General features: G+C 56.6%; 25 protein-coding genes and 1 pseudogene. 8 read left to right on the forward strand and 18 right to left on the reverse strand.

From position 1 onward, the window contains the following. Nucleotides 1–227: 227 nt before the first annotated feature. Nucleotides 228–458, reverse strand: a complete 231-nt coding sequence (locus ACR0KX_RS01840; RefSeq protein WP_170565561.1) for a hypothetical protein — start codon at nucleotides 456–458, stop codon at nucleotides 228–230. Nucleotides 459–555: 97 nt separating this feature from the next. Further along, nucleotides 556–2,148, reverse strand: a complete 1,593-nt coding sequence (locus ACR0KX_RS01845; protein ID WP_170623092.1) for a hypothetical protein — start codon at nucleotides 2,146–2,148, stop codon at nucleotides 556–558. Between the two features lie 163 nt (nucleotides 2,149–2,311). Here ACR0KX_RS01845 and ACR0KX_RS01850 point away from each other — a divergent pair, with 163 nt between their 5' ends. Both ACR0KX_RS01850 and ACR0KX_RS01855 read left to right on the forward strand, forming a co-directional pair. Next, nucleotides 2,312–2,623 (forward strand): hypothetical protein, encoded by a 312-nt coding sequence (locus ACR0KX_RS01850; RefSeq protein ID WP_170451072.1) that lies wholly within the window; start codon nucleotides 2,312–2,314, stop codon nucleotides 2,621–2,623. Between the two features lie 20 nt (nucleotides 2,624–2,643). Continuing rightward, nucleotides 2,644–3,243 (forward strand): HdeD family acid-resistance protein, encoded by a 600-nt coding sequence (locus ACR0KX_RS01855; protein WP_170623094.1) that lies wholly within the window; start codon nucleotides 2,644–2,646, stop codon nucleotides 3,241–3,243. 67 nt (nucleotides 3,244–3,310) lie between these two features. Here ACR0KX_RS01855 and ACR0KX_RS01860 read toward each other — a convergent pair. The 4 genes and pseudogenes from ACR0KX_RS01860 to ACR0KX_RS01875 all read right to left on the reverse strand — a co-directional run bounded on the left by ACR0KX_RS01860 (nucleotide 3,311) and on the right by ACR0KX_RS01875 (nucleotide 5,828). Beyond that, nucleotides 3,311–3,807: pseudogene (locus ACR0KX_RS01860) on the reverse strand (DUF6653 family protein). Nucleotides 3,808–3,900: 93 nt separating this feature from the next. Further along, a complete protein-coding gene (locus tag ACR0KX_RS01865) occupies nucleotides 3,901–4,278 on the reverse strand; it encodes a nuclear transport factor 2 family protein (RefSeq protein WP_170623095.1) in 378 nt (125 codons plus the stop codon). A 39-nt stretch (nucleotides 4,279–4,317) separates the two neighbouring features. Next, entirely contained in the window at nucleotides 4,318–5,247 is a 930-nt protein-coding gene (locus ACR0KX_RS01870) for a DMT family transporter (RefSeq protein ID WP_480707788.1), read from the reverse strand. Continuing rightward, nucleotides 5,247–5,828, reverse strand: coding sequence for a glutathione S-transferase family protein (locus ACR0KX_RS01875; RefSeq protein WP_170623099.1), 582 nt, complete (start codon nucleotides 5,826–5,828; stop codon nucleotides 5,247–5,249). The genes ACR0KX_RS01870 and ACR0KX_RS01875 overlap by 1 nt, the downstream gene beginning before the upstream one ends. A 115-nt stretch (nucleotides 5,829–5,943) precedes the next feature. Between ACR0KX_RS01875 and ACR0KX_RS01880 the strand changes: the two genes are divergently transcribed. Then, nucleotides 5,944–6,864 carry a LysR family transcriptional regulator gene (locus ACR0KX_RS01880; RefSeq protein WP_170623101.1) on the forward strand — a complete coding sequence of 307 codons (921 nt, stop codon included), beginning with the start codon at nucleotides 5,944–5,946 and terminating at the stop codon, nucleotides 6,862–6,864. A 455-nt stretch (nucleotides 6,865–7,319) separates the two neighbouring features. Here ACR0KX_RS01880 and ACR0KX_RS01885 read toward each other — a convergent pair whose 3' ends face one another. The 10 genes from ACR0KX_RS01885 to ACR0KX_RS01930 are packed head-to-tail and all read right to left on the reverse strand — an operon-like array spanning nucleotide 7,320 to nucleotide 17,214. After that, nucleotides 7,320–8,150, reverse strand: coding sequence for a 3-oxoadipate:acetyl-CoA acetyltransferase (locus ACR0KX_RS01885; RefSeq protein ID WP_170353296.1), 831 nt, complete (start codon nucleotides 8,148–8,150; stop codon nucleotides 7,320–7,322). 1 nt (nucleotide 8,151) lies between these two features. Next, nucleotides 8,152–9,021, reverse strand: a complete 870-nt coding sequence (locus ACR0KX_RS01890) for an intradiol ring-cleavage dioxygenase (RefSeq protein WP_480627385.1) — start codon at nucleotides 9,019–9,021, stop codon at nucleotides 8,152–8,154. A 53-nt stretch (nucleotides 9,022–9,074) separates the two neighbouring features. Beyond that, a complete protein-coding gene (locus tag ACR0KX_RS01895) occupies nucleotides 9,075–10,832 on the reverse strand; it encodes an FAD-dependent oxidoreductase (RefSeq protein ID WP_170528644.1) in 1,758 nt (585 codons plus the stop codon). A 28-nt stretch (nucleotides 10,833–10,860) separates the two neighbouring features. Further along, entirely contained in the window at nucleotides 10,861–11,442 is a 582-nt protein-coding gene (locus tag ACR0KX_RS01900) for a VOC family protein (protein ID WP_170528642.1), read from the reverse strand. 3 nt (nucleotides 11,443–11,445) lie between these two features. Continuing rightward, the gene (locus tag ACR0KX_RS01905) at nucleotides 11,446–12,513 is read right to left on the reverse strand and encodes a branched-chain amino acid ABC transporter permease (RefSeq protein WP_170353292.1); all 1,068 of its coding nucleotides are present in this window, start codon (nucleotides 12,511–12,513) and stop codon (nucleotides 11,446–11,448) included. Beyond that, nucleotides 12,513–13,376, reverse strand: a complete 864-nt coding sequence (locus tag ACR0KX_RS01910) for a branched-chain amino acid ABC transporter permease (protein ID WP_170353291.1) — start codon at nucleotides 13,374–13,376, stop codon at nucleotides 12,513–12,515. The genes ACR0KX_RS01905 and ACR0KX_RS01910 overlap by 1 nt, the downstream gene beginning before the upstream one ends. After that, nucleotides 13,373–14,083 (reverse strand): branched-chain amino acid ABC transporter ATP-binding protein, encoded by a 711-nt coding sequence (locus ACR0KX_RS01915; protein WP_170623105.1) that lies wholly within the window; start codon nucleotides 14,081–14,083, stop codon nucleotides 13,373–13,375. The genes ACR0KX_RS01910 and ACR0KX_RS01915 overlap by 4 nt, the downstream gene beginning before the upstream one ends. Then, the gene (locus tag ACR0KX_RS01920; protein WP_170623107.1) at nucleotides 14,083–14,802 is read right to left on the reverse strand and encodes an ABC transporter ATP-binding protein; all 720 of its coding nucleotides are present in this window, start codon (nucleotides 14,800–14,802) and stop codon (nucleotides 14,083–14,085) included. Before ACR0KX_RS01920 ends, ACR0KX_RS01915 begins: the two co-directional genes overlap by 1 nt. Before the next feature lie 50 nt (nucleotides 14,803–14,852). After that, nucleotides 14,853–16,127, reverse strand: coding sequence for an ABC transporter substrate-binding protein (locus tag ACR0KX_RS01925; RefSeq protein WP_170528638.1), 1,275 nt, complete (start codon nucleotides 16,125–16,127; stop codon nucleotides 14,853–14,855). Between the two features lie 25 nt (nucleotides 16,128–16,152). Further along, entirely contained in the window at nucleotides 16,153–17,214 is a 1,062-nt protein-coding gene (locus tag ACR0KX_RS01930; RefSeq protein ID WP_170353287.1) for a maleylacetate reductase, read from the reverse strand. Nucleotides 17,215–17,317: 103 nt separating this feature from the next. Here ACR0KX_RS01930 and ACR0KX_RS01935 point away from each other — a divergent pair, with 103 nt between their 5' ends. The 4 genes from ACR0KX_RS01935 (at nucleotide 17,318) to ACR0KX_RS01950 (ending at nucleotide 21,112) form a co-directional block, all read left to right on the forward strand. Next, nucleotides 17,318–18,244 (forward strand): LysR family transcriptional regulator, encoded by a 927-nt coding sequence (locus ACR0KX_RS01935; RefSeq protein WP_170623109.1) that lies wholly within the window; start codon nucleotides 17,318–17,320, stop codon nucleotides 18,242–18,244. Between the two features lie 667 nt (nucleotides 18,245–18,911). Next, a complete protein-coding gene (locus tag ACR0KX_RS01940; RefSeq protein ID WP_480707789.1) occupies nucleotides 18,912–20,261 on the forward strand; it encodes a site-specific DNA-methyltransferase in 1,350 nt (449 codons plus the stop codon). Next, complete coding sequence (locus ACR0KX_RS01945; protein WP_170449314.1) at nucleotides 20,254–20,619, forward strand: DUF5681 domain-containing protein; 366 nt, start codon at nucleotides 20,254–20,256, stop codon at nucleotides 20,617–20,619. Before ACR0KX_RS01940 ends, ACR0KX_RS01945 begins: the two co-directional genes overlap by 8 nt. A gap of 88 nt (nucleotides 20,620–20,707) precedes the next feature. Beyond that, nucleotides 20,708–21,112 (forward strand): DUF5681 domain-containing protein, encoded by a 405-nt coding sequence (locus tag ACR0KX_RS01950; RefSeq protein WP_170623111.1) that lies wholly within the window; start codon nucleotides 20,708–20,710, stop codon nucleotides 21,110–21,112. A 29-nt stretch (nucleotides 21,113–21,141) separates the two neighbouring features. Here ACR0KX_RS01950 and ACR0KX_RS01955 read toward each other — a convergent pair whose 3' ends face one another. Then, entirely contained in the window at nucleotides 21,142–22,110 is a 969-nt protein-coding gene (locus ACR0KX_RS01955) for a restriction endonuclease (protein WP_480707790.1), read from the reverse strand. A gap of 88 nt (nucleotides 22,111–22,198) precedes the next feature. Between ACR0KX_RS01955 and ACR0KX_RS01960 the strand changes: the two genes are divergently transcribed. Beyond that, nucleotides 22,199–22,402 (forward strand): helix-turn-helix domain-containing protein, encoded by a 204-nt coding sequence (locus ACR0KX_RS01960; RefSeq protein WP_170452299.1) that lies wholly within the window; start codon nucleotides 22,199–22,201, stop codon nucleotides 22,400–22,402. Between the two features lie 723 nt (nucleotides 22,403–23,125). Here the strand turns inward: ACR0KX_RS01960 and ACR0KX_RS01965 are convergent. Further along, nucleotides 23,126–23,692, reverse strand: coding sequence for a cupin domain-containing protein (locus tag ACR0KX_RS01965; RefSeq protein WP_170456026.1), 567 nt, complete (start codon nucleotides 23,690–23,692; stop codon nucleotides 23,126–23,128). Between the last annotated feature and the right edge of the window lie 109 nt (nucleotides 23,693–23,801).

The following is a 23,801-nucleotide window of genomic DNA, read 5'->3' on the forward strand; positions in this document are numbered from 1 at the left end:
CTTTAGTACAAGTGTAACCCAATTCCACTTTGCCCCGTTAGAGATAATACATTTAGCGCCAGTTTTCACAATCGCAGCGAAGGCAGGAAAGCGCGCTGCTAGCGAAGTGTGCGAGAACCATACTTGAGGTTCGGGTCGGGGCGATTGCACTTGATAGTTGTTAGAATTGTGAGCACGCAACATCCTGATGCGAAACGGCATTGTTTGGCCTTGAAAACAAGGACCGGCTATTCCAGAAATCCGTCGATGGTCGAGGCGACGTCAACGGCGGTTTTCACATCAGACATGCTGGTGTTCTCAAAGGCGCTGCCGCTTTCGACACTTGGCCTGAGCCTCTCATAAATGGATAGGATTTCCTCTTCCAGTTTGGTCGGCTTTTCTTCGGACCAGCTGGCCTTGGTTTTTGCGATATCCGTCGCAAGTTTCATCAGATCAAGGCGCTGAGGCAGAGTTAGCATTGGTTGGTTCCGGGTCTGTTTGCGATGTCAGGACCAGCCTACGCACAGTGGTCGAACGGGCAGAGTGAGTCACCGTTAAATTCCTGACGGCCGGACCTCAGTCCAGCGCCCCGGTTGCGCGCAGCGCCTCAGTCATTTTCTGTGAGATGTCAGATGGCACATGCCAGATCGCGTAGAGCGTCTGGATAAAACGGTCAACATCGGGAATGTTGGTCTTCAGGGCCAACAGGGTTGAATCCAGGTCGGCGTCCGGTTCCGTGTAAGGGATGCACATAAGCTCAAGCACTTCAGAACCATTCCACATGCCACCACCGACTTTGCGCGCCGCTGAACGCGCGCCGCTGTAATCATCTTTCATGAAACAGATCAGGAACGTGCTTGCGTGGTACCAGCCGGGCGGGTTGGGGCTCAGCTCGATCGCGCGGGCGCTCAGTCTCGCGGCCTGTTCAAGATCGCCGCGCAACGCAAAGCAGGCCGCCAGATCGGCCAACATGTCTGGATAATTCGGATTGGCCCGCAATGCTTTAGCGGCCGCTTCTTCAAAGCTTTCGAACTCTCCACGATGAAAATGGGTCAAAAACAACGCGTGCTGGCCGGTTGCGTTCAGCGGATCCAGAGCGACCGACCGCTGTGCGGCCTCCAGCGCGCGATCAAAGGGCGGGGGGGACGTGCGAAAATTGAACCCGCCGCGCACTTCGTCGCCGTAGACAATCGCGAGCATCCCCCAGGCGCCGGCATATTCGGGATCAATCTCAACGGCGCGCTCCAGCAGGTCGCGGACCTTCTTGTGTTTTTTAACCGTGGGTTCACGCCAGTATTCGGTGGCCAGCAACCTGCACTGATAGGCATCCAGCGTGTGCGTCTGTGCCCTGCGCTGCACTGCACCTGTTCGATGGATCACTCCGTGGGGTTCCGCGATTTCCGTGGCGATCCGGGCGGCGATATCGTCCTGAATTTCAAATAGGCTGTCCGCGCTCAGGTCGCGGTCATAAGTGTCCGCAGAAACCTGTTGGCCGGTTTCCGCGTCAATAAGCTGGGCGGTGACGCGCAGCTTGTTGTCCCAATGTCGCACGCTGCCTTCGACCAGATATTGGACGTCGAGTTCGCTTCCGACCGCGCGCGGATCGCGGCCGCGGCCGCGAAAGCGAAAGGTGACGTGCCGGGACAGCACGCTCACCTCGCGAAACCGGGCGATGGCCGAGATGATTTCCTCGGTAAACCCATCGGCCAGATATTCCTGCGACGGGTCTCCGCTCAGGTTGTCAAAGGGCATCACCGCCACTGCAATCCGGCTTGTTGTTGCTTGGGGCGGGCTGGTATCCGCCCGGCGTTCGGGATCAAATGCGATCTCAAACACCGGGGCGTAAGAACCTTTGGGAATGTGGATCCTCACCGGGTCTTCGCGCCCTTCCTGTGCGTAGTAGAGATCCAGCCGACTGCGCATTTTGTTGGCCTGAACCCGGACGATCGTGTCGATTGTTGGGTCGAAATCCTCGGACTTGTCGAACACGTCAATGCCGATTGCGTAGCCTTTCAGCGCCTCGGACCGGCCGGCCAGCGCCTCGTTGACAATATGCGACAGAAAGCGATTCAGGCGCGTGGTGTCCGCGAAATGCGGACTGTCCAGGATGCGCTTTAGCTGCTCCTGAATAGCGCGCGGATCTATGGCAGAGCTTACTTCGGCAAGCATGTTTCCCTCCGTCGCTCAACTTTGTCTGATGACGGCCCGCGTCACAAGACAACGCGGTGGTTTAACCGTGACTCACTCGGACGCAGGATCGGGATCTGTGAGGGTCCGGGTCATGGCGCTCAAACGGGCCCAGAAAACATATGACCCATGAAAGGACTGAACCATGACAACATTTTCCGAATTCGTACAGAAAGCCAAAGACGACTATACCCGTGTCGAGGACGAGCTGAAATCGTTCGAACAGAAGGTCAAGGACGCGGGCGACGCGACCGACAAGTGGACCCAGGAGCAGGTGACAAAGCTGCAATCCGATCTGCAGGAAGCAAAAGACAAGGTCACTGACCTTGCCGATCGCATCCAGAAAGAAGGCGAAGACGCTGTGACGGACGCGCATGATCAGGCGAAGAACCATTGGGAAGCCTTGCACGCCGCCGTTGCCGCCTATCGCGATCATCTCGACAAGTCGGTCGCCTGACCCTGATCCTGGAGGTCGACATGACTGATTCAGTTAATGAAACCGTGCCGAAACCCGCGCTCATGGAAGAGGTCGCCGGTTGGCAGCCTCGACCGGTCTGGCTGATTGTGCTCGGCGTCGCCATGCTCTGTGTAGGGCTGTGCGCCGTAGCCTTCCCGCTGATGTCCACGCTCGCTGTCGAAGCCTTTATCGGCGCGGCCCTGCTGGTTGGAGGCATTGTTGCGGCGATTCAGGCATTTGCGGAAAAGGCGTGGAAAGGGTTCTTCTGGCTGTTGGCCATCGGTATTCTGAACGTGCTTGCGGGTCTTGTCCTGATGCTTGATCCATTCGGCGGCGTTCTGGCACTGACCCTTGCGCTTGGCACGATCTTTCTGGCTGAAGGCGTGTTACGGATCGTAATTGCCATTCGGTCGCGTCAGGAGCGGCGTATGGCGCTGATGATTGCGTCCGGCGCGATGGCCATCCTGCTTGGCGGCCTGATCCTGACCGGTATCGTCAATGGCTCATCCCTTGTTCTGCTGGGGGTTCTTGCCGGCCTGAACCTGATTTTCGCCGGTGTGTCCCTGATGTCTTTGGGGCTGTCGCAGCGGTCCTCGGCGCATGGGGGTCCACAAGCTTAAGCGTGTCCTGGCAGACCCGGAATGACAGGGGCATTTGATGCTCCTGCTTTCCGTTTTCACAGCGCTGCTATTTTCCTTGCCAGGTGCTTGCTGCCCGAGTGTCTTCAAACAGCCAGACCATGCGGTCCAGAAACCACAGCTTCCCACCCATAACCAGCAGCAACCCCAGAAGCGTCGGCCAGAATTGAAGCTGCCAAAGCCCCCAGACCAAGGGGCCGATTCCGACCGCGCTGACTGCGGCCAGAATAAGAGTCATCCGGCGGTGCCTTGCAGGGATCGGCGATTTCGCGCGCGCAAGCCAGATCCGTTCCCCAAGTACACCTTTGGACATCCAGTTTTCCGGATTGCCCGTTTTGCGGAAGGCGCGGGGTTCCACCATGTCCAGAATACAACAACAACGACCGGAACAAGGCACCACCAGCCCAGCCAAACCCGGCTCCAGACGGCCAGAACGAACAGGGGCGGGATGCTCAGGCGGCTCCAGCCGCTCCAAGGGTTGGTGTGCCGGTCCCAGACGTCGTCGGACATCGTCATGAGCTGTTCCAGAATGCTGCGATCGGTCATCGAACCCTCTTCCGAAGCTGGATCGCAATTATGGCCGTTTCTGCCCGCGTCGGCCAGAGCGGCAGGCAACGCGCGCCGCCCTGACCATGCGGGTCAAAGACCCGAGATATCCACATACACCCGGTAATCCGCGATCCTGTCCTCGCGAAAGTTGAACCGTGCAGCAAAGCGCACGTCGTGTGTGCTTTGGTCCTTGCGCGTGTAGTGAACGGTGCCGTCGCAGAACGCGGTATCGCCGCTGGACCAGATGCCGGTGATGGTATGTTGCATACCCTGGATCGTGGCAAAGAATTCCGCGTTCGCGGCTTGCACGGCTATGCGCCCGTCAATCTGTTCGAAATTGCCAAGCTGGAATTGCACGTCTTCGGTGACATGCTCGACAACGCCGGCTTCGTCGAGCGCGTCAACCGCTGAATAAAGGGACGCGATCCGGGGTGCGTGAGCCGCTGTGGTGGGGGCCGTGATTTGCATGTTTTGGTTTCCTTTTCTGTTTGAAAGTTTTCGGTGGGTCTAAGTCTGGTTGGCCTGTGAACGTCGGTGCAGGATCGGCGGGAGTTTCAGGTGGCTGTTGGTGACGGCTAGCCCAAGGAACAGGATTGCGAGGGACCCAAGCAGTCCGAGGCCAAGAGGTTCCCGAAAGACAATTGCCCCGATTGCGATGCCGGAAAGCGTGGCAAAATAGCCGACCTGCGCGAACCCAACGCCATCCGTGCGCCGCTGTACTTCGAAGGTCAGCGCATAGCAGAGCGCGGTGATGGATCCGATGCCTAAGATTGCGCCAAGCAGGGCAGGGGGCACCGAGACGTCGCTGATTGTGCTGCCGCGTCCCAGTAACAGGGCGGAAATCAGCACCAGCTGTGACAGAAGCGTTCCGGTCGCCAGCCCCAACGGATCGCCGCCGGGCGGGTAGGCATAGCTGCGAAAGACGTTGCCGCAGGCCAGAAACAAGGGCCCCAAAAGCGACAAGGCAATCCACGCCGGCTCGACACCCGACAGGTCAAATCCACCCATGGTGGCAAGGCTGACCCCTGCAAGGCCGATCAGAATACCAATCAGGCGGTGCAACGGCAGCGTCCTGCGCGCGATCAGTGCCGTTATCGCAAAGGTAAACAGCGGTGACAGCGTGACAAGGGCGGAATAGAACCCAAGGCTCACGTGCTCCAGCACCAGAAACCCGATCACAGCGGGGCCGCTGACACCGAAAACTCCGGCACCGACATAATAGGGGATGTGCCGCGTGTCGAGCGCCACCCGCTTCTTCGGCAGCAAACACAACGCCAACAGCGCGATGCTTGCCAGCAAAACCTGCCAGAACAAAGCGGTCAGAGCAGATATTCCCGCCATCGAGACGAATTTGGACAAAGTGAAACTGACCCCCACCAGGACGCCGATGGCCATGATCAGCGCTGATACACGGGATCTTCTGACTATATCAGGCATCACGCGGCCCCCATTTCCGGCACATCGGCTGTGCGCAGAGAAGCCGGGCCGATCGGGATAATTCCGCTGGGGTTGATGTGCCGATGGCTGCGGAAGTAATGCTGACGGATATGGGCCATGTCCACAGTGTTGGCCACGCTCGGCAATCCCATGATCTCGGCCGATTCGGTGCTGACGATCCGGCCCGTAACCTTGTCCAGTAGCACAGGCACGCTGATCGGACCCGTGTAATCCGGCTTGGCACTCTGACAGACTTCGTAAAGGAAGCGGGTGCGTTTTACACCGCTTTGGTCGTCGAATAGCGTCTGGTCGATGACCCAGCCGTTTTCCGACATGACCGGGTCCATCCATGTGATGCTGAACGCATTGCGTAAGCCTTTCAAAGTTAGAATCAGATCGACGCCATGACACCAGGGGCAGGCTTTGGACAGGTAAAGGTGGTACCGGCCGGGCGTGTTAGGAAACGGGGCGCCCGGTTGCACGCTGATGTGGCTCGTGAATGGGCTTTGCAGGCGGTGAAAACGACCGTCCGAGGCGAGCGGTCTGTCACGCAGAACTCCGTTGATAAGCATCTTGGGCATGGCAGCCTTCGGCGTTAACAGGACATGCAGATAACTATTAGGCTTTCTATTTGATGATAATCGTGTGAATTTGAAACTTATAGGTGAGAATAATTCGCCCAAAGGATCGCAAAACATGACTGAAATTGGCGCAATCCCCGTCTTTGTTGCCGTGGCGGACCGTGGCGGGTTCGCAGCCGCCGCGCGGCATCTGGGTCTTACAAAATCAGCAGTCAGCAAGCGGATCGGTGTACTGGAGGCACATCTGGGAACGCAGCTTTTTCATCGGTCGACGCGGTCCATTTCCCTTACCGAGGCGGGAGAAATCTATCTGGCCCACGCGGAGCAGGCGCTTGGCGCAGCGCAGGACGCCGAAGACGCAGTTGCGGCGTTGCAGGGGCAACCGGTTGGAATACTAAGGCTCAGTACACCCATGTCCTTTGGTCAACTGCATGTTGCGCCTCTGATTGCTGCATTCCTCAGGCAATATCCGGGGATTAGAATTGATCTGACAATGGATGACAAATTTGTCGATCTCGTCGAAGGGGGCATCGACGTGGCCTTACGCGCCGGAACGTTGCCGAACTCGGCCCTGATCGCACGCAAACTCGCCCCGATCCACAGCGTGATCGTCGCCTCGCCGGTCTATCTTGCGAAGTTCGGAACGCCAGAAACACCCGAGGATCTTCTGGCGCATTCCTGCCTTCACTACGCCTATTCGCGCGACCCTTCGGAATGGCGCTTAGCCGGGCCCGCGGGTGACGTGCGCGTTCAGACATCCGGTGTTCTGCGCGTGAACAACAGTGAAGCCCTTTGCACCGTGCTGCTTGACGGTCTTGGTATCGGTCGCCTGCCGACCTTTATTGCAGGAGCCCACTTGACCAGTGGCCGTCTGGTCAGGGTGCTGCCCGAATATCGCCTGCCTGAACAGGCGCTGTACGCAGTCTTCCCCGAACGAAAGCACATGCCAGCGAAAGTTCGCGCGTTTTTGGATTTCGTCGTTGAACGCATCGGGCACGACGCACCTTATTGGGATATGGATGCAGGTCCGCTTTAGGGACAAGGGCCGATGATACTCAAACAATAAACTTGGAACGACCAAGAACACCCAAAGTGCGGGGCAGTCCGGCAATGTCTTCTTCGGGGAATGCTGTAGTGCAGCGTCGGACACGTTCGTGAACGGCTGGATCGGGCCGTGGTTGGGTCGTGGCAAGCGGGGCAGGGTCAATTGCTGCGTCTGCTCCAAAGTCAGCGCTTGAGCCCATCTTGACCGATTCTGCGCGACGCACGAACGGGCGTGAACCACGTTTTGCCGCCATTTGTTATGGTTAGTAAGGTCCCAGAGCTGCCCTTGAGGACTGTTTTCAAATGCTGCATTCGCAGTTCGCATTGCTGCCGTTCGCTGCACCTGCTTGATCTCGGTAGCGATAGACGTCTGTACAGTGGACCTTGCAGTCCTCCGATTCTTGCACTGGATGGCGGCAGTCAGCTAAACGCTGACCTCGTCAATTTTCACCTGGACGACAAACCGAGTATCGCTCGTGCCTGCGTAGGTGTTGCGACTGGTCGGCCGTACTGAACGCAGATATCCGACGTGCGTTCGACCAATGCGGCGTTCGATGAGGCCAAAGTTTTTTTGTCCAGACGCACATTGTCTTCCAGACCCGTTCGTGCATGGCCTCCGGACGAAATTGCCCATTCGTTCAAAACAATCTGTTGCGCCCCAATCCCGGCGGCGCACCAGGGGGCGCCAGGGAATAGTCTATTGACAGTTTTTACATAGAAATCAAAAATCTCACGGTCTGCCGGCATCGCGTTTTGGACACCCATGACAAATTGCACATAAGGCGTATCTTTGATTTGCCCTTTCCGATGCATGTCAGCCGCCTTCAGAATGTGACTCAGATCGAAGGCTTCGATCTCAGGCTTGACGCCATAGGTCACCATTTCCGCCGCCAACCAGTCGACCAGATCAGGCGGGTTTTCATACACGCGCGTTGGAAAGTTGTTCGACCCCACCGACAAGGAGGCCATATCCGGCCGCAATGGCAACATGCCACCCCGCGTCTTGCCCGCACCGGACCGCCCGCCTGTCGAAAACTGAATGATCATGCCGGGGCAGTGTTTCTCCAACCCCTCTTTCAATCTTGCGAATTTGTCAGGATCGCTTGACGGCGTTTCGTCTTCATTGCGCACATGTGCGTGGCAGATGGTTGCCCCCGCTTCGAACGCTTGCTGGGTGCTTTCGATTTGTTCTTCGACGGTTATTGGCACGGCCGGGTTATTGGCCTTTGTGGGCAAAGACCCGGTTATCGCGACGCAAATGATGCACGGCTCGCCCATGTCACACCTCTTGGGGTGCCAGGACGAAATCAAATTCGACATCCCAATACGGACCGTCGAAGCCAACTTGCTCGGAGCGTACCGGGTCATCGACGCGGTTGAACTCGGCAATCAGACTTTCTTTGACACCAAAAACGGAATCCGAATGGAGATATTTGTCCTCGGGGTCAAAAATGTGGGTTGTCAGTTCGTCATACCCATCCTTTGACACAATGTAGTGCAAATGGGCCGGGCGAAACGGATGGCGACCCAACCGGTTCAACAAATCTCCGACGGGGCCATCGTCAGGAATAGAATAATGTTTGGGCCTGACAGCGCGGAACCAGTATTTTCCGTCCGGTCCCGTTCTAAAAACACCGCGCAGGTTAAAGTCGGGTTGGATGCCTTTTTGCTGAACGTCATAGAACCCTTCGTCGTTTGCCTGCCAGACGTCGATTTTGACGCCTTCCAGCGCGTTGCCATCAACATCTGTCACGCGCCCCCGCACCACCATATCTTCGCCCTTCTGGTCGAGGCATATGTTGTGGCCCATTGCATATTCAGGGGCATCGCCGACGTGAAATGGGCCCAACACAGTGTTCTCCGAAGCACCAGAGGGGCGGCGGGAATTTACAGCATCCACCAACATCGACACGCCCAAAACATCGGACAAAAGTATGAACTCTTGCCTCCAGTCGTCGCACATATGACCAATCTTGGTGAGGAACATGATGGCTTCGAACCATTCCTGCTGCGTCGGTTCGATTTCTTTAACCGCTTCATGAAGCTTGCGGGTGATCACCTCCATCACCTCTTTAAGCCTTTCGCTTTCCGCATTTTTGTTGCGGGCCGCAACCACCTCGGCCGAGTTTTCCTCGGTGAAGTATCCCATCTCATGCGAGTCCATTGTGATCTCCTAACCTGTAAAACCTGATCCGTTTCTGTTTATCGCGAAAGGACTGTGGTCAGAGCGCGACGCAGTTCGGCTTCGGCATCCTCAACCATATCGGTCGAGCGCCAAGCGATGTGTTGATCAGGACGGACCAGCAAACAGCCCGTATCCGAAATTTCCGATGCGCGCGCCCAATCCCCGGTGTGGTCAACATAGGTCTGGCGCGGGCCGATGACGTGACAGCGAATGGGCATTCCCAGCTCATTTGAGACGGTCTCGGCCGCTGCTACCCAGGCCTCGCCACCAATTCCGGTCAGCACGGTGAATTCTCCGCGACCACACAAATCCAGAGTTGAATGCTTGTTCCCTGTATCATGATCAAACACCCAGACATGTGGAATACGCGCGCCGGGCCAAGTCGTCGGCTGGAAGTGGAGTTCGGCGTCCTGATAGAAACCGGGGTTCGGTTGGCCATCTGTTTCAATTGCGCGGGAATCGTAACGTTGATTCATTTCGACACCGTGGGCGTCGAATTCATATTTCTTGAAGGCAATGGCCTCGCGGATTGCCTGTCTTTGCGCCGCAGCTTCCGGCGTTGACCCGGTCCTTGCCTCAAGGTTGCTTTGCATGACCTGCGGGTCGACCCCTTCGGCCATGCCAAGCGCTTCGAAGATCGGTCCGAATTCACCAATCGACTGGTTGGCCCGCGTGACGATCTGCTTTGCCACCGGTGCGCGTTCCTCGCTGTAGCTGTCCAACAAGCGTTTTCCAGCATGACCTTTCAATACGGCCGCCAGCTTCCACGCGAGGTTAAAGCTGTCCTGGATCGACGTGTTCGACCCGAGCCCGTTGGATGGTGGGTGTCGGTGTGCCGCGTCACCCATAATGAACACGCGATCCTTCTGCATATGGGTCGCGTACATGTTGTTGACGGTCCAGGTGTTGGCACTGATCAGTTCGATCTCAAGCTCGGGATCGCCAACCAATTGCCGTGCTACTTGCGTGGCCATCGCCTCATCAACTTCGGGGGCTGGTTGATTGATGTCATAGCCCCAGACAATGAGCCATTCGTTCCACGGGCGGACCATGCGGACCAGACCCATGCCGATGCCACCCACATTTGCGCCGGGTTGCATCACCCAGTAGAGAACCGATGGGCGATGCGCGACGTATTTGCTGAGATCCGCGCGGAACAGGATGTTCATCGAACCACCGACACCCATCTGGCCTTCAAACGGTAGCCCCTCATGTTCGGCGACCAGAGAATTGCCCCCGTCCGCACCGACAAGGTACTTCGACCGGATGGTGATCTCTTCACCCGACAACCGATCAAGGCACGTCGTCGTCACTCCATCTGCGTCTTGCTCATGACGCAAGTATTCAGTGCTCATGCGCGCCTGCGTGCCGCGGCGACAGGCCGTGCCGAACAGGATCGGCTCCATGAACGTCTGCGGTAGGTCGTTCATCATGGTCGGGCTGGACAACAGGTGTTCGGCCTTGGACAGGGGATGGTTGCCCCAGCTTTTCATGCGCCCAATTTCTTCACCGGCAAGGCTTTCGCAGAACACGTTCTCGCCCATCAGGTCCTGATGCGCCGCGTGCATGTAGGCTTCGGCCTCGACCTCGTGACCAAGGTCGCGCAGCACCTCCATCGTGCGCTGATTGGTGATATGTGCCCGCGGCGTATTGGCCAGCCAGCGATAGCGGTTGATGACCATGTTCTCGACGCCATAGCTGGACAGCAAAGCCGCCGTTGCAGACCCCGCCGGGCCGGTCCCGATGATCAGGACATCCGTTGTAATGGTGGCCATAAGCTCTCTCCCTTGTTCTTTGAATGTCTCAGGACCGCGGATCCCAAAGGCGGCCGTCATATTCGGCCTCATAGGCTTTGCCGTCCGGGTAGGTGACCAGTTCAAGCTGCATGCCCCAGGGGGCGAGGAAATAGACCCAGGTCTCGCCAGCACTTGGGCCGTCGGTCATGGTTGTCGGGTTGCCGAGGACCTGAATGCCCTTGTCCTGCAAATAGCTGACGGCACCTTCCATATCGGTGGTGTAGAACGCGATGTGATGCCCGCCGATATCCGAGTTGCGCGGTAGCTTCGTATCCTGATCGGGCGCCGTATATTCGAAGATTTCGAAATTGGCGCCGTCGCCACAGCGCACCAGGCGCATCGTCGGGATTTCGGCTTTGGCATCGACGTTCAGATGCTCCGCCATCCAGGTGCTGTCACCGCCCGAGAACGGTCCCAACGGGTAGAACACATTGCATCCGATCACGTCCTGAAAGAAGGTGACAGCCTCATCAACGCTCGGGACAGTAAATCCCACGTGGTCTGTGCCCGTCATTCCCGGCAGGGAGCTGCCAGCAAGTGCGCCAGTTCCAAGTGCTGCGGCCGCGACCGTCAACGCGATTGTTTTCATGGATCAATCCTCCTTGTTCGACTGCGCGCCAATCACCAAACGACGGCGCACGGGGAATATTTGAAGTCCGGTTTTTTCGGTGATCAGCCCCCAGAGGCCGCGCGGGGCGAAGAGCATGACGGCGATCCCGATCAGACCAAGCACCATGAGGTACCAGGAGCCGTAGTCGGCCAGCAGGCTCTGCAATATGAAGAAGATCAGCACGCCCAGGATTGGGCCTTCAATGGTCCCGATGCCTCCGATAACAACGATGAAAATCACGTAAGCGGTCCAGTCGGTGACCGAGAACGCCGCATCAGGTGAAATCCGCAACTTTTGAACGTAGATCAGCGCGCCGGTCAGCCCGGTTCCTGCGGCTGAGACCAAGTAGACCAGCCATTTCATCCGCACCGCATCGACGCCAACAGACTTAGCCGCTTCAACGTTGTCCCGTACCGCCGCCAGCGCCAGCCCACGCTTCGTTCTGAGCAGCCAGTAGATGCCCGCAATCGTTGCGATCACCAGCGCCAAGGCCAACCAATACGTCAGGATATCCCGCGCTGCCGCGCCGCGAACGTCAAACGTGGTTTGGATCCACTCGGTGGCCCACATCTCACGCGTTGCGGTGCGCGGCAGAGAGGTGCCGGTGCCGCCACCGAGCACTTTCCATTGGGCCACCAGCAGGCGCATGACCTCGGCGATGACCCATGTTCCGATGGCGAAGTAAGCCCCTTGCAGGCGAAAGGCGAAGAAGGCCGTAGGTATAGCGACAATCAGGGCTGCAGCGCCGCCCAACAGGATCGCCGGAACCGGGTCCATACCCCACAGGATGACGCCGCCGAACATGGCATAGGCCCCCATACCAACAAAGGCTTGTTGTCCGACCGAGACCAAACCGCCGTACCCCGCCAGCAGGTTCCAGAACTGCGCTAGTACAAGCATGGTGAAGATGAAGAACAGGTCTTGAATCAACCCCCTGCTGGCAAACGTCGGCAGCAGGATGAACAAAATGATCAGGGCGACGCAGACAGCTCCGGCGCTGTAGGATGCGCGGGTCTGAGTCTGGACGCTGTACATTGAGGTATCAGTCATTAGTCCACCGCCCTTGGAAACAGGCCTCTGGGTTTGATCAGAAGCACGATGAGAAAGGCCAGGTGGCCAGCCAGGATTTGCCATTCGGGGTTGATCGCCGCACCAACGGTCTGCGCGAGGCCGATGATGATGCCTCCAATCAACGTGCCCCACAGGCTGCCGAGGCCGCCAATGATTACGGCTTCAAAGGCGTAGATCAGGCGCGCTGGGCCGATGTTCGGGTCAAAGTTCGCCCGCATTCCTAGATAAAGCGCCGCCAAGGTCACCACGAGCATTGCGATGGCTGTCGCATTGGCGAAGATACGTTCTGGCCGGATACCCATCAGACCCGCTGTCACCGCATCATCCGAGGTCGCGCGGAACGCTCGGCCCAACTCTGTGCGGTAGAAAAGTTGGTTCAGACCTACGATGACAAGGATAGCCGAGGCAAAGGTCAGCAGCGGCAGAACACCAAGATTCAACCCGCCTATTTGAACGGAAGCGGTTGCAATCTCACCCGCAGGCAAACGTTGGCTATCTGCTGAGAACCCTTCGAGCAGAGCATTCTGCAAGACGATCGACAGACCGAATGTCACAAGCAAAGGCGGTAGGATATCAGGCCCCAGCACTCGGTTCAGCACGTGCCTTTGCAAGGCCCAACCCACGCCAAACATGATTGGTGCGGCAATGATGGCTGCCAGAAACGGCGACAGCCCAAACAACGAGACCAATAGAAGGATCAGATAGGCTGCAAAGACGATCAGATCGCCATGGGCCAAATTGACCAAACGCATGATCCCGAACACGAGGCTCAGGCCTGCCGCGAACAGCGCATAGAGCCCGCCCAACAGAACGCCCTGAATGATGGTGTCGATCCAGATCATGCGGCGGCTCCTCCGAAATAGGCGTCGTGAATGGCTTCACGGCTAAGCGTCTCGGCGGTGCCTTCCAGCGTGACGCGACCCTCCATCATGCAGTAGACGCGATCCGCGACTTTCATCGCCTGGCCAATGTCCTGCTCCACCACGATCAGGCTGGCTCCGGCCTCCTGAATGCGGGGGACGGCGTCGTAGATGTCCTTGATGACCACAGGTGCCAGCCCGAGGCTGATCTCGTCACAGAGCAAAACGCGCGGGTTGCTCATGAGGGCGCGGCCAATTGCCACCATCTGCTGTTGCCCACCTGAGAGAGCCGTCCCCGGATGGTTGCGACGCTCATTCAGGATCGGGAACAGGTCGTAGATCGTTTGCAAAGACCAATGGCCTGACACTTTTCGGCCATAGGTGCCGATCAGCAAATTTTCTTCGACACTGAGAGAAGGAAACAACCGACGCCCCTCGGGCACCATGGCCACTCCGCGCGCCATAATCTCGTCCGCGGCTAGGCCTCCGATGGGTTGACCGTCAAAGCGCACCTGTTCGGGCCCGTTGGTCAGAACGCCAGAGATCGAGCGCATGAGAGTCGATTTCCCGGCCCCGTTCGCGCCGATAATGGCGACGGTTTCGCCTTCGTTCAGGTGGATATCCACGCCGAACAGGGCTTGGAAATCTCCGTAATGGGCGGTCAGCGCGTGGGTTTCCAGCAGGCTCATCAGACTTCGATCCCCAGATAGATTTCTTTGACTTCCCGGCTGTTCATGATCGTGTCCGGATCGCCCAGGCCGATCACCTTGCCGAAATCCAGAACCAGCAGCCGTTCGACGACAGAGGTGAGCGCATGCAGGACGTGTTCGATCCAGATAATCGTGACACCGCTGCTGTGCAGTCCCTTGATCGTGTTGATCAGCGCGGTGCATTCCGCATCGGTCAAACCCCCGGCGATTTCGTCCAACAGCAGAAGCTTGGGGTTTGTGGCCATTGCACGCGCCAGCTCCAGCCGCTTGCGCTGTAGCAACCGCAAACCTGCTGCCGGATCATTGGCCGCATTCAGCATTTCCGTCTGTTCAAGAATACGAACGCAGTCCTGTTCGACCTCTTGTTCGGATTTGTTCTGCCCATGCGTTGCAGCCACCAGAAGATTTTCAAACACTGTCAGATGATCAAACGGTTGAGGGATCTGAAAAGAACGCCCAACACCGGATAAGCAGCGCTGCATGGGCGGCACGCGAGTGACATCTACGCTATCGAAATGGATCGATCCCGCGTCAGAGGTCAGGTTTCCGGTAATCAGGTTGAACAGCGTCGACTTCCCGGCGCCGTTCGGACCAATGATCCCAAGGGCTTGTCCTTGCTCGACGTCAAAGCTGACATCGTCGGTGACGGTCAGGGCTCCGAAGCTTTTGGAGACATTTTTGAGCGAAAGTATGGTCATACCGGTGTTCCTGCCCCGGGCTTGAGTCCGGGGCTTTGGTTTCGTTGCGATCAGGAAATTTCTTCCATCACACCCGCAGTCGGGATCTCGGGCACGGAAGAGTTGTCGACGATCACGAGGTCATAGCTGCCATTGTCGAGCAGCCTCCACTGCCCCCCAACCAGGGGCGTTTTGGCAACGTTCTGCGCAGCGAAGGGTGGCAGGCCCGCACCATCAAACGCGATCCGGCCCACGATAGAATCCAACTGCGTGGCAGCGATAGCTTCGGCTACGGCATCGCCATCGCCCGCGTCATCGACGCGGCCCATGACGTTTGCTGCCATTTCGAACAGTGCGTGCACAAAGCCGATGGGTTGGGTCCACTGTCGGCTAGTGGCAGCCATATAGCCTTGCGCCAGTTCAGCCGAGCTCGCGCCCGTCAGCGATGACGAGAATGGATGCGTGGGCGACCACCACACTTCGGAGCTCAGATTGTTGCCAGCGCTGCCCAAGACTTCGACCGCTTGCGGAAACAGGATAGCTTTACCGATGCTCGCGGCTTTCGGCGTAAAGCCTTGCTGCTTGGCCTGGCTCCAGAATGTAGTGAAATCGGGCGGGATCGGAACACCAGTCACTATCTCGACATTCGCCTGCCGGAAGGCATTGATCTGGGACGAGAAATCGTCCGTCAGGTTCTGGTACCGCCCGGGGTCGGTCAGTGTGTATCCAAGCTCGGAAAGAGCCGGCGGAAAGCCCACATTCGGATCCCCCCAGGCATTGCCGTCACCATCATTCGGGAACAAGGCGCCAACCTGTTTGTTGGTGTCCAACTGGCCCCACATCGCGGTGAAAACAGAGATCACATCTTCGAGCCCCCAGAAGAAGTGATAGGCGTAATAGAACGGCTCCCAAGATCCGGGATCGCCGGGATTGCCCTGCTGGCCGATGAACCACGGCTGCCACGGGGCAACGGTCGAAATGCAGGGCACTTCTTCGGCCTCGCAGGTTGACGCAACCGGGTTTGTCGTTTCGGGGGTCGAGGCGACCAGCATCAGGTCGATCTCGTCATCCACGATCAACTCACCCGCAACGTCGGCGGCGCGGTTCGGGTTCGACTGACTGTCCTTGACTATCACTTCGAAATTCGCGCCAGCCTCGGACGCGGCGAAATTATCCAGAATGTACGTGTCTGCTTCGGAAAAGGCAGCCAGAGGCCCTGATTGCGGGCTGACATAGCCCAGCTTGATCTTCGCGCCCTGTGCGATAGCGGGTGCGGCGAGCGCGCCGGCGGCCAGCCCGAGGCCGGTTGCGGCGCTGGATTGCAGCAATTTGCGTCGTGTGATCATGTGTCCCTCCATTGACACGGTGAACTCAAACGCTTGGGGCGTTGCCCGCCCAAGCGTTTTGCAATAGCGCCCGCACCCCGTCAGCCGTGACAGAGCGCGGGTTCCAATACGGATTTTTGAGTGTGATTTCTGTGGCGCGATCCAGATCGTCTTCCGAAAGGCCGAGGTCTTTCAAAGCCAGGGGTGCGCCCATGGCTATGGCAAATTCCCAAAGCGCCTGACCGGGCTTAGAACCGCCAAGACTGTCTGACACGGGGGCCAGCAGATCGGGCACGCTTACGGCATTGTAAGCGATGGCATGGGGCAGAACGATCGCATGGGTTTCCGCATGCGGCAGATTGAAGGACCCGCCCAGCGTATGGCAAAGCTTGTGGTGCAGGGCCATTCCGACAAGGCCAAGTACCGTGCCGCAGGCCCACGCGCCGCGCTGCGTTTCTTCTCTGGCTTTCAGGTCGTTGGGGTTTTCGACAACGGTTGGCAGACCCTCTGCGAACGCTTTGAGACCGTTGATTGCCAGCGCAGTAGTTTCCTCTGTGCGGTCTTTGGCATAGAGCGCTTCGGCCGCGTGCGCCACCGCGTTCAGCGCGCTGGTCACGGTCATTGAAGGCGGCAAAGAGGCCACAAGTTCAGGATCATACAAAATGACCCGCGGCAGAACGTTAGCGTCTGTAAGAGTGGTTTTGATACCTTTATCAGTCTGACCCAGGATCGGCGTGGCCTCACTGCCGGCATAGGTGGTTGGGATGGCGACCTGCGGTAGCCCGGTGCGCAGGGAAATTGCCTTGCTCAATCCGATCGTCGAGCCGCCTCCGATGGCCACTACACTGTCGGCTTGAACTGACTGGGCATGTTCGACTGCCTCTTCGGTGACGTCGACCGGCGTGTGCATTGTCGCGCGGGTAAATACACCCGACGCGCGATCCCCGATCATTGTCGCCAGTTCCATCGCCATATCCACTTGTTGCGGCGTCGAAAGAATCAGCGCTTTTGTCGAGCTTAGTTCAGACAGCTCGGAACAAATGTCGTTTCGCAAACCCGCGCCGAACCGAACCTTCTGACCGTTAATGCTGGTGATGCTGAGACCCATTGAGAGGTTTCCCGACCTGCGAAGAATTGTGAATTTGGTCAACGCTAGCAGGGCACGAACGAGTTCTTGATCGAATTTGGAACTGATAATATAACCTTGGGTTATGAAGTTAGATCCACGTCATCTCGAAATTCTCGCGGCCATCGTCGAAGCGGGTGGCTTGACCGAAGGCTCTGTTTTGCTTGGCAAATCTCAGCCCAGTGTCTCGCGCAGCGTGTCCTTGCTGGAAGATCGCGTGGGAGAACCCCTGTTCCTCCCCGCGCGGCGACCTCTGCAACCTACCGAACTTGGTCTTTCATTGGCGCGTGAGGGGCAGAGGATTCTGGATGCCGGCCGTCATGCGAGCCGTCTGGTGGACGAATACCGGCAAGGCCTTGCGGGCGCGGTGCGGGTTGCGGGTACGCCAATCTTCATGGACGGCGTGATCTCGAGCGTGATCGCGGAGTTTCAGGCCGAGCACCCAAACGTCCGGATCGACCAGTCCTATGGATATCCCGCGGACCTGTTGTCGCAGATTTCCAATGAGACATTGGACGTGGCAATTCTTCCTATTCGTCCGGCCGACGTATCTGAAGAGTACGAGTTTCGCCAAATCCTTCCTGGGCGAAATGTTATTGCTTGCCGCATAGGGCACCCTTTGGCGCGCAAGAAAGAGGTGAAACTCGATGATATTACCAACTATCCTTGGATCGCCCCGCCCGCGAACAGTCCACTTTTTCGCGACCTGAGAAATACCTTGGATGGAATTGGTGTGCGTGACCTCAAGATAAGCTTTACCGGAGGGTCTCTCAGCGCGGTCGCAAATGTCTTGACTGGCTCAGACTCTTTGACCGTGTTGCCGTTCTCGGTTGTCTTCATGATGCAACGCCAAAACACCCTGACATCCCTTCCCATCAAGATCGGCGACCCGGACCGCCACCTGGGCTGCGTTACGCTTTGCGATCGAATAATGTCTCCTTCATCGAGCCGATTCATTAGTTTTGTTGAACAAAAATTTGAGGTCTTGGATCGATTGATTTGCAATGCCTGAGTTGACCGCTGATGCAGGTCAATGGTTCCAGCCCAAGGTTACTTCAGCTTCGAGCTCATCGCCGCCCTGCGGCTGTGCAGAAATCAGCTGCCTAAAGTGAACACCGGAATGTCAGCTTTCACAGATTGCCCCACAAAATCTCGCACTTGCGGGGAAGGTCTGCAATCCGCCCTTGTTGCAGGAAATCGAGGTCGCGATGCGCAGACTGCAGAAGTTGGGGTCCGCTACGTGAATTCACGCTATGTCCAGCACAGCGGTAATTGTGAACCTCTGTGAGGATCGTCGGCTTTGGACCCTTCTAGAGCTTTTGATTGGCTCTGATATTTGTAGTCCGGATTTAGCAATAACAATGCTTCTTGAACGAGAGTGTATCGGGTTAAAGTTGAGTTTCCCGGCGTTCTGAATCTCTTCGGTTTGCCTGGAGTTCGACGTGGATGCACCGGTTGATATTGAATCTTTCACTGCAATAGTTACATTGATCTTAACAATAAAATGGCCGGAATGATCTTGACGCTGTCTGAGATTGAACCGGGACAGCGCCTGGCTGAAACAAGTGCCCAGACATATAACACGTTAGAATGCGCTTGCGTGGACCCGAAGTGAAACCCGGGGCCGCATTGTATCTGACGTTCTGAATTCGGCTCCGCCTATGTGAGGAGCCACGTCATTGACTGCGCTGAAGTTAGTTTATCAATCTCCCAACGCTCTTAAGCCAAGGAACAGAAATCCCAGAACGCATTCGAAAAGCCAGATCCGGCAGGTGATGCGCTCAATCGAGCACTTTGGGTTTACCAACCCCGTTCTTGTTGATGATGACAATCAGCTCATTGCGGGACATGGCCGTGACGAGGCAGCCAAACTCTTGGGGTTGGAGCAAGTCCCAACGATCTGTTTGTCAGGCATGAGCCAAGAGGACATTCGGGCTTATGTCATCGCGGACAACAAGCTTGCTGAAAATGCGGGTTGGGATGCAGGCCTTCTGGCGCTCGAATTCCAGTACCTCGAAGAGTTGGAAATCCCATTTGATCTCACACTAACGGGTTTCGAGTTGCCTGAGATCGATCTGAGCATCCAGGCGCTGAGACTGGATGGTGAGGAAGGGCAGGATCCGTTGGATCAGGTTCCGACACCAACTGGGAATTCGCCGGTAACCCGGGAGGGTGACATCTGGCACATTGGCCCTCATCGCCTGATCTGCGGGGATAGCACCAGGGCGGAGACCTATGCCGCTTTGCTCGGATCGGAACGTGCTCAGATGGTCTTCACAGATCCCCCTTACAACGTGCCCATACGGGGACACGTCTCGGGCTTGGGATCGGTTCAGCATCGAGAGTTTGCCATGGCGTCCGGTGAAATGTCGCCAGAAGACTTTCAGTGCTTCTTGACGACTGTATTCAAACACCTTGCCGCCTATAGTGAAGACGGTTCCATTCATTTTCAGTGTATGGACTGGCGCCATATAAGAGAAATCCTTGGGGCAGGGGACGTGGCTTACTCCGAGCTCAAAAACCTTTGTGTTTGGTCTAAGACCAATGGCGGAATGGGATCGCTGTACCGCTCACAGCACGAGTTGGTGTATTTGTTCAAATCGGGGGCCGGCAAACACATCAACAATGTCGAACTTGGAAAGAATGGCAGGAACCGGACGAATGTCTGGACTTATGCCGGAGCCAATAGTTTTGGTGAAGGGCAGGGCGGCCTTGAGATGCACCCTACAGTTAAGCCTGTGGCATTGGTGAGGGACGCCATTCTGGACTGCTCACATCGTGGCGGGTTGGTGTTGGACCCATTCTGTGGGTCGGGATCCACACTTGTAGCGGCTGAGCAATCGGGTCGCCGTGGATATGGGGTCGAGCTTGATGCAGCCTACTGTGACGTGATCCTGCGCCGTTTGACGGAAACATTCGGCCTGATCCCACGTCTTGGTGAAGACGGTCCGGTGTTTCATGAGGTCGCGGCTGATCGTGCAAGCGAAGGTGTCAGTGCGATAGCTGAATCGGAGGCAGCAGATGCGTGACAAAGACTACCAAGTTGGCTTCGGTCGTCCTCCTCGGGATACTCAGTTCCAAAAGGGACAATCCGGAAATCCAAAAGGCAGGCCCCGTAAAAAAGGGTCCATTGAACTGGATCTGGATCAGGTCCTGGATCAGCAGGTCAGAGTTCGTTTGCCCGGCGGCAGCAAAAACATGGACGCGCGCGAAGCCACACTGCGTGTGCAGGTTGATAAAGCGCTCAAGGGAAACATCCAATCGGCAAGGTACGTGCTAAAGCAGTTTGAAAAATATGAAGCCATAACACCCCCGCGATCGAAGATACAAACAGGCGTGGTGATCGCACCAAGAGCCCCCGTGCAAGAACATGAAAACGACACCTAATGGCTATCTTCAACGCTCAAAGACTGGGGCAAGCCGCGAGGTGCAAAGTATGGCCAAGCCCCTAATTTATGTATCAAGGAATTAGCCTATGACCGATGGTGCTGACCCGCTTGAGGATTTCGATCCTCTTTATCCCACCAGGTTCCAAAGAGGAAAATCTGGCAATCCCAAGGGAAGACTGCGCGGTGCGAAAGGGATGAAGCCTATTGTCCAGAGAGTTGCGCATGAAACACATGTTGTCAGCGAAGACGGCGAACGCAAGCGCTACTCGACTGTGGAATTGGTGTTGAAGATGATTCAGCGTGAAGCGCTGAAGGGTAATCTGAAAGCCAAAGTTCTACTTGATGAACTACAGGAAAAATACAGCCCGCAGGAGGTCAATAACATGGGCTACGGCTGTCTTGTTGCGCCTGAAGGTTGCACGCTTGAGACCACGCTGCTCAGGGTCGAATACGTTAAGGAGGATGAACAACCCTGGCACCGTCCGACATAGGCAGCACTGGAATGGCGTAGCTAAGTGAGTCAGACCATCCTGTCGGACAGCCACTTAAAAAGCCCGGACTCCAAAGTTCTTGAGGCCAGCTCGTTGCCTGTCCAAATGTCCAGGTTCAAATCCCTTTGCGTTGGAAGGGCCAATGCGCCGCGTGGATCGGCACATGCAAATATGAAACGGTCCCAGGACCCATCGGCTAAGAATCGTTCAATATAGCTGTCGAGCTCAGCCTGACGTGCCTGGCTCTTGACCTGAACCCAGGCCGTTTCCCCGGTCAGGGGTTGCTCGAGCACCAGGTCCACATCAGGCATGTTGCCACCCAGCAGGCTGGTACGCCGCCAGCCGTTTCGCAGGAAGATGAGATCAATCAATGTTTCAAATTCTGCCCAATGCAGGGTCCTGATCATTTGCTCTGCCAGACTATGCATCTCGTCGGTGAGCGCGCAGGCGTGGTGTTGTAGCGGATGGCGCTCTCCCCGGATGGATCGCAACAGGTAGTCCTGAGCCTCGACCTTACAAATTGTCCGCCTGTATGATGCTGTCTTGGTGAGCGCTGAACTCAGGGTGTTTAGTTGGAGAGGGGTGCCAGCAAGCGTTATTTTGGACCAGCCACTTTGTGTTGAGCGCCAACGCACCGGGCCCGACGATTTTACCTTGGATAGTTCGATCTTGTCGCCCGCAAGCGCCCACCATAGGTGCCCACGCGCCATTGTAATCCAAAGCGAGCCGTCTGGCAGGTCGTAGAAGTCTTTCAATTCCCGTATATCTTCTTTTGCGGCCTGAATTCCGCGCCCGGCCTGGGTCATCGTTGTTAGCAACATCTCCCAATCGCCTTCCAGACACAGCGAGTGGTCGGCCAGGTCAAAGTCGACAGGAATGACCGCATTCTCCTGGGCATAATCAACATGTTTGCCGCCAGAGCCTAGCTTTACATATCGCACATCTGATGGGTTCAACTGGTCTTTCATCTGCCGCGCCTTGTCGTCGATCGGTGACATACCAGCGCTTCGTTTAGGACGGAAGTCAACAGAATATGTCACTGATCGTCTGTAGACTGATCATCTGTGTCGATGTCCAACACGCTGTATGGATGTGCGCGACCGCCTTGCCAAAAACCTGCGACGCTTGCGGCAGATAAAAGGCTGGTCGCAAGAGGAGTTCGCGCATCAAGCGGATGTTCACAGGACGTACATTAGCGATCTCGAGCGCAGTGCCCGCAACCCAACGATTACCGTTGTGGATAAACTGGCTACCGCGCTTGGTGTCTCGCTGGGTGAGTTGTTGGACTAGTTCTACGGATTGACTGACTACCGATCCTGTGCAGGCTCATACGCCCGCTTTGCGCAATCCAAAGTTGGTGCTTCGCTTCATTTTCGCCCGTTCTGACGGGCTAAGAGCTCAATCGCCCGCATACGCGCGGCGGCGTGTTGCAGCGGGACCTGGAGGGACTGAACAAGCTCTATTGCTTCTTTTGGGCTAATCTTCGATCGCTGGCCTTTGAGAGCTTGCGATGCCGCGTCCTCCAAACTACCCGTTAGCTTTGCAAAAACGAAACTGAGCTGTTCACGGGTTGTGTTGTCCATGCCAGCAGTGCCGCTTGCCAAGCCATGGAAGTCGAGCAATTTCTTTACTATCATCGGATGTACGACAAAAAACGCTTTGAGGAATCCACATCAATTTATGGGACATGGCACAACTAATTGAGGTCCCAAACTTGTGGGCCCAATGTCCCATGACATGAAGCATCAGTCGTGGGTCAAGAAAATGCGACGCCGGAACCGGCCCAATCCCGACCTTCGCCGAGCATTCAAGATGCCGCAGCGGCAGCACGCATTCGGCCATTCGCTGCAGGCGCGAAACCTAATAAGCCCGCCGTCGGGGGGGGGCGTGAGAAAGGCGACAGTTGGCTCCTGATCGTGAATGTCGATTTCATTTCCACATTCTGAGTTGGTTATCGAATTTGACCATCCCGCGAAATATTGAAGCGTTCACAGAAGAGGTCTTGTGATTTAGTCAGAACGACGAAGGAGTGCATGCGCTAATGACTTTACAGGGTGTGTCTCCAGCGTTTCGAAACCTGTGTGGCAATATGCTTGAGAAATAGTACGCGTCCCCGGGACCCAGAACCCTGGACTGCCCATCTACCGTCACTTCAAGACGGCCCTCTATCACAACCGCGCATTCCTCTCCTTCATGCGATAGTTCAGACCGACCCGAGTCAGCTCCGACGTCGTACTTTTCTATGAGCATCTGAAGCTTTCTGTCTCGGCGCTCACCTGCGACAAGCAAATAGGAAACTCCGGGTGATCCAAGATCACGCATGCTGCTGTGAGGAAAATAAAAGCTGTCGTCGTTTTTGAGTTCAAAGCTGAAAAAGAAACCAAGATTTATGTCTACACCTGCAAGAATCTTCTTGAGCAATGCCACAGATGGCTGGGACGATCCGCTTTCAATTTGAGAAATCGTACCGCTTCCCACACCGGCCCGCTTTGCCATTTCGCGCTGACTGAGGCCCTTTGAGGTTCGAATCAATCGCAGCCGTCTTGCGGTTTCCAGATCAGATTTTAGTGAGGCATCCATAATGATTTCCCGCTTTTGATTTTAAGCACATTAGGGGGCGGCGGTCTGTTTTTCAATAACTTACAGAATCGCATAAAGCCGGGTGTGCGGAAGGTCTGAACTCTGCAAA

Source organism: Ruegeria sp. BG5 (assembly GCF_056538425.1).

Bases quoted from the DNA above. Each gene is read 5' to 3' on its own strand.
- ACR0KX_RS01895 (WP_170528644.1), bottom strand. From the start codon at position 10,832: ATGGCCACCATTACAACGGATGTCCTGATCATCGGGACCGGCCCGGCG.
- ACR0KX_RS01900 (WP_170528642.1), bottom strand. From the start codon at position 11,442: ATGAAAACAATCGCGTTGACGGTCGCGGCCGCAGCACTTGGAACTGGC.
- ACR0KX_RS01905 (WP_170353292.1), bottom strand. From the start codon at position 12,513: ATGACTGATACCTCAATGTACAGCGTCCAGACTCAGACCCGCGCATCC.
- ACR0KX_RS01945 (WP_170449314.1), top strand. From the start codon at position 20,254: ATGCGTGACAAAGACTACCAAGTTGGCTTCGGTCGTCCTCCTCGGGAT.
- ACR0KX_RS01915 (WP_170623105.1), bottom strand. From the start codon at position 14,083: ATGAGCCTGCTGGAAACCCACGCGCTGACCGCCCATTACGGAGATTTC.
- ACR0KX_RS01950 (WP_170623111.1), top strand. From the start codon at position 20,708: ATGACCGATGGTGCTGACCCGCTTGAGGATTTCGATCCTCTTTATCCC.
- ACR0KX_RS01880 (WP_170623101.1), top strand. From the start codon at position 5,944: ATGACTGAAATTGGCGCAATCCCCGTCTTTGTTGCCGTGGCGGACCGT.
- ACR0KX_RS01955 (WP_480707790.1), bottom strand. From the start codon at position 22,110: ATGTCACCGATCGACGACAAGGCGCGGCAGATGAAAGACCAGTTGAAC.
- ACR0KX_RS01875 (WP_170623099.1), bottom strand. From the start codon at position 5,828: ATGCCCAAGATGCTTATCAACGGAGTTCTGCGTGACAGACCGCTCGCC.
- ACR0KX_RS01865 (WP_170623095.1), bottom strand. From the start codon at position 4,278: ATGCAAATCACGGCCCCCACCACAGCGGCTCACGCACCCCGGATCGCG.
- ACR0KX_RS01910 (WP_170353291.1), bottom strand. From the start codon at position 13,376: ATGATCTGGATCGACACCATCATTCAGGGCGTTCTGTTGGGCGGGCTC.
- ACR0KX_RS01855 (WP_170623094.1), top strand. From the start codon at position 2,644: ATGACTGATTCAGTTAATGAAACCGTGCCGAAACCCGCGCTCATGGAA.
- ACR0KX_RS01920 (WP_170623107.1), bottom strand. From the start codon at position 14,802: ATGACCATACTTTCGCTCAAAAATGTCTCCAAAAGCTTCGGAGCCCTG.
- ACR0KX_RS01930 (WP_170353287.1), bottom strand. From the start codon at position 17,214: ATGGGTCTCAGCATCACCAGCATTAACGGTCAGAAGGTTCGGTTCGGC.
- ACR0KX_RS01935 (WP_170623109.1), top strand. From the start codon at position 17,318: ATGAAGTTAGATCCACGTCATCTCGAAATTCTCGCGGCCATCGTCGAA.
- ACR0KX_RS01845 (WP_170623092.1), bottom strand. From the start codon at position 2,148: ATGCTTGCCGAAGTAAGCTCTGCCATAGATCCGCGCGCTATTCAGGAG.
- ACR0KX_RS01850 (WP_170451072.1), top strand. From the start codon at position 2,312: ATGACAACATTTTCCGAATTCGTACAGAAAGCCAAAGACGACTATACC.
- ACR0KX_RS01890 (WP_480627385.1), bottom strand. From the start codon at position 9,021: ATGGGATACTTCACCGAGGAAAACTCGGCCGAGGTGGTTGCGGCCCGC.
- ACR0KX_RS01925 (WP_170528638.1), bottom strand. From the start codon at position 16,127: ATGATCACACGACGCAAATTGCTGCAATCCAGCGCCGCAACCGGCCTC.
- ACR0KX_RS01870 (WP_480707788.1), bottom strand. From the start codon at position 5,247: ATGCCTGATATAGTCAGAAGATCCCGTGTATCAGCGCTGATCATGGCC.
- ACR0KX_RS01965 (WP_170456026.1), bottom strand. From the start codon at position 23,692: ATGGATGCCTCACTAAAATCTGATCTGGAAACCGCAAGACGGCTGCGA.
- ACR0KX_RS01960 (WP_170452299.1), top strand. From the start codon at position 22,199: ATGGATGTGCGCGACCGCCTTGCCAAAAACCTGCGACGCTTGCGGCAG.
- ACR0KX_RS01885 (WP_170353296.1), bottom strand. From the start codon at position 8,150: ATGGGCGAGCCGTGCATCATTTGCGTCGCGATAACCGGGTCTTTGCCC.
- ACR0KX_RS01840 (WP_170565561.1), bottom strand. From the start codon at position 458: ATGCTAACTCTGCCTCAGCGCCTTGATCTGATGAAACTTGCGACGGAT.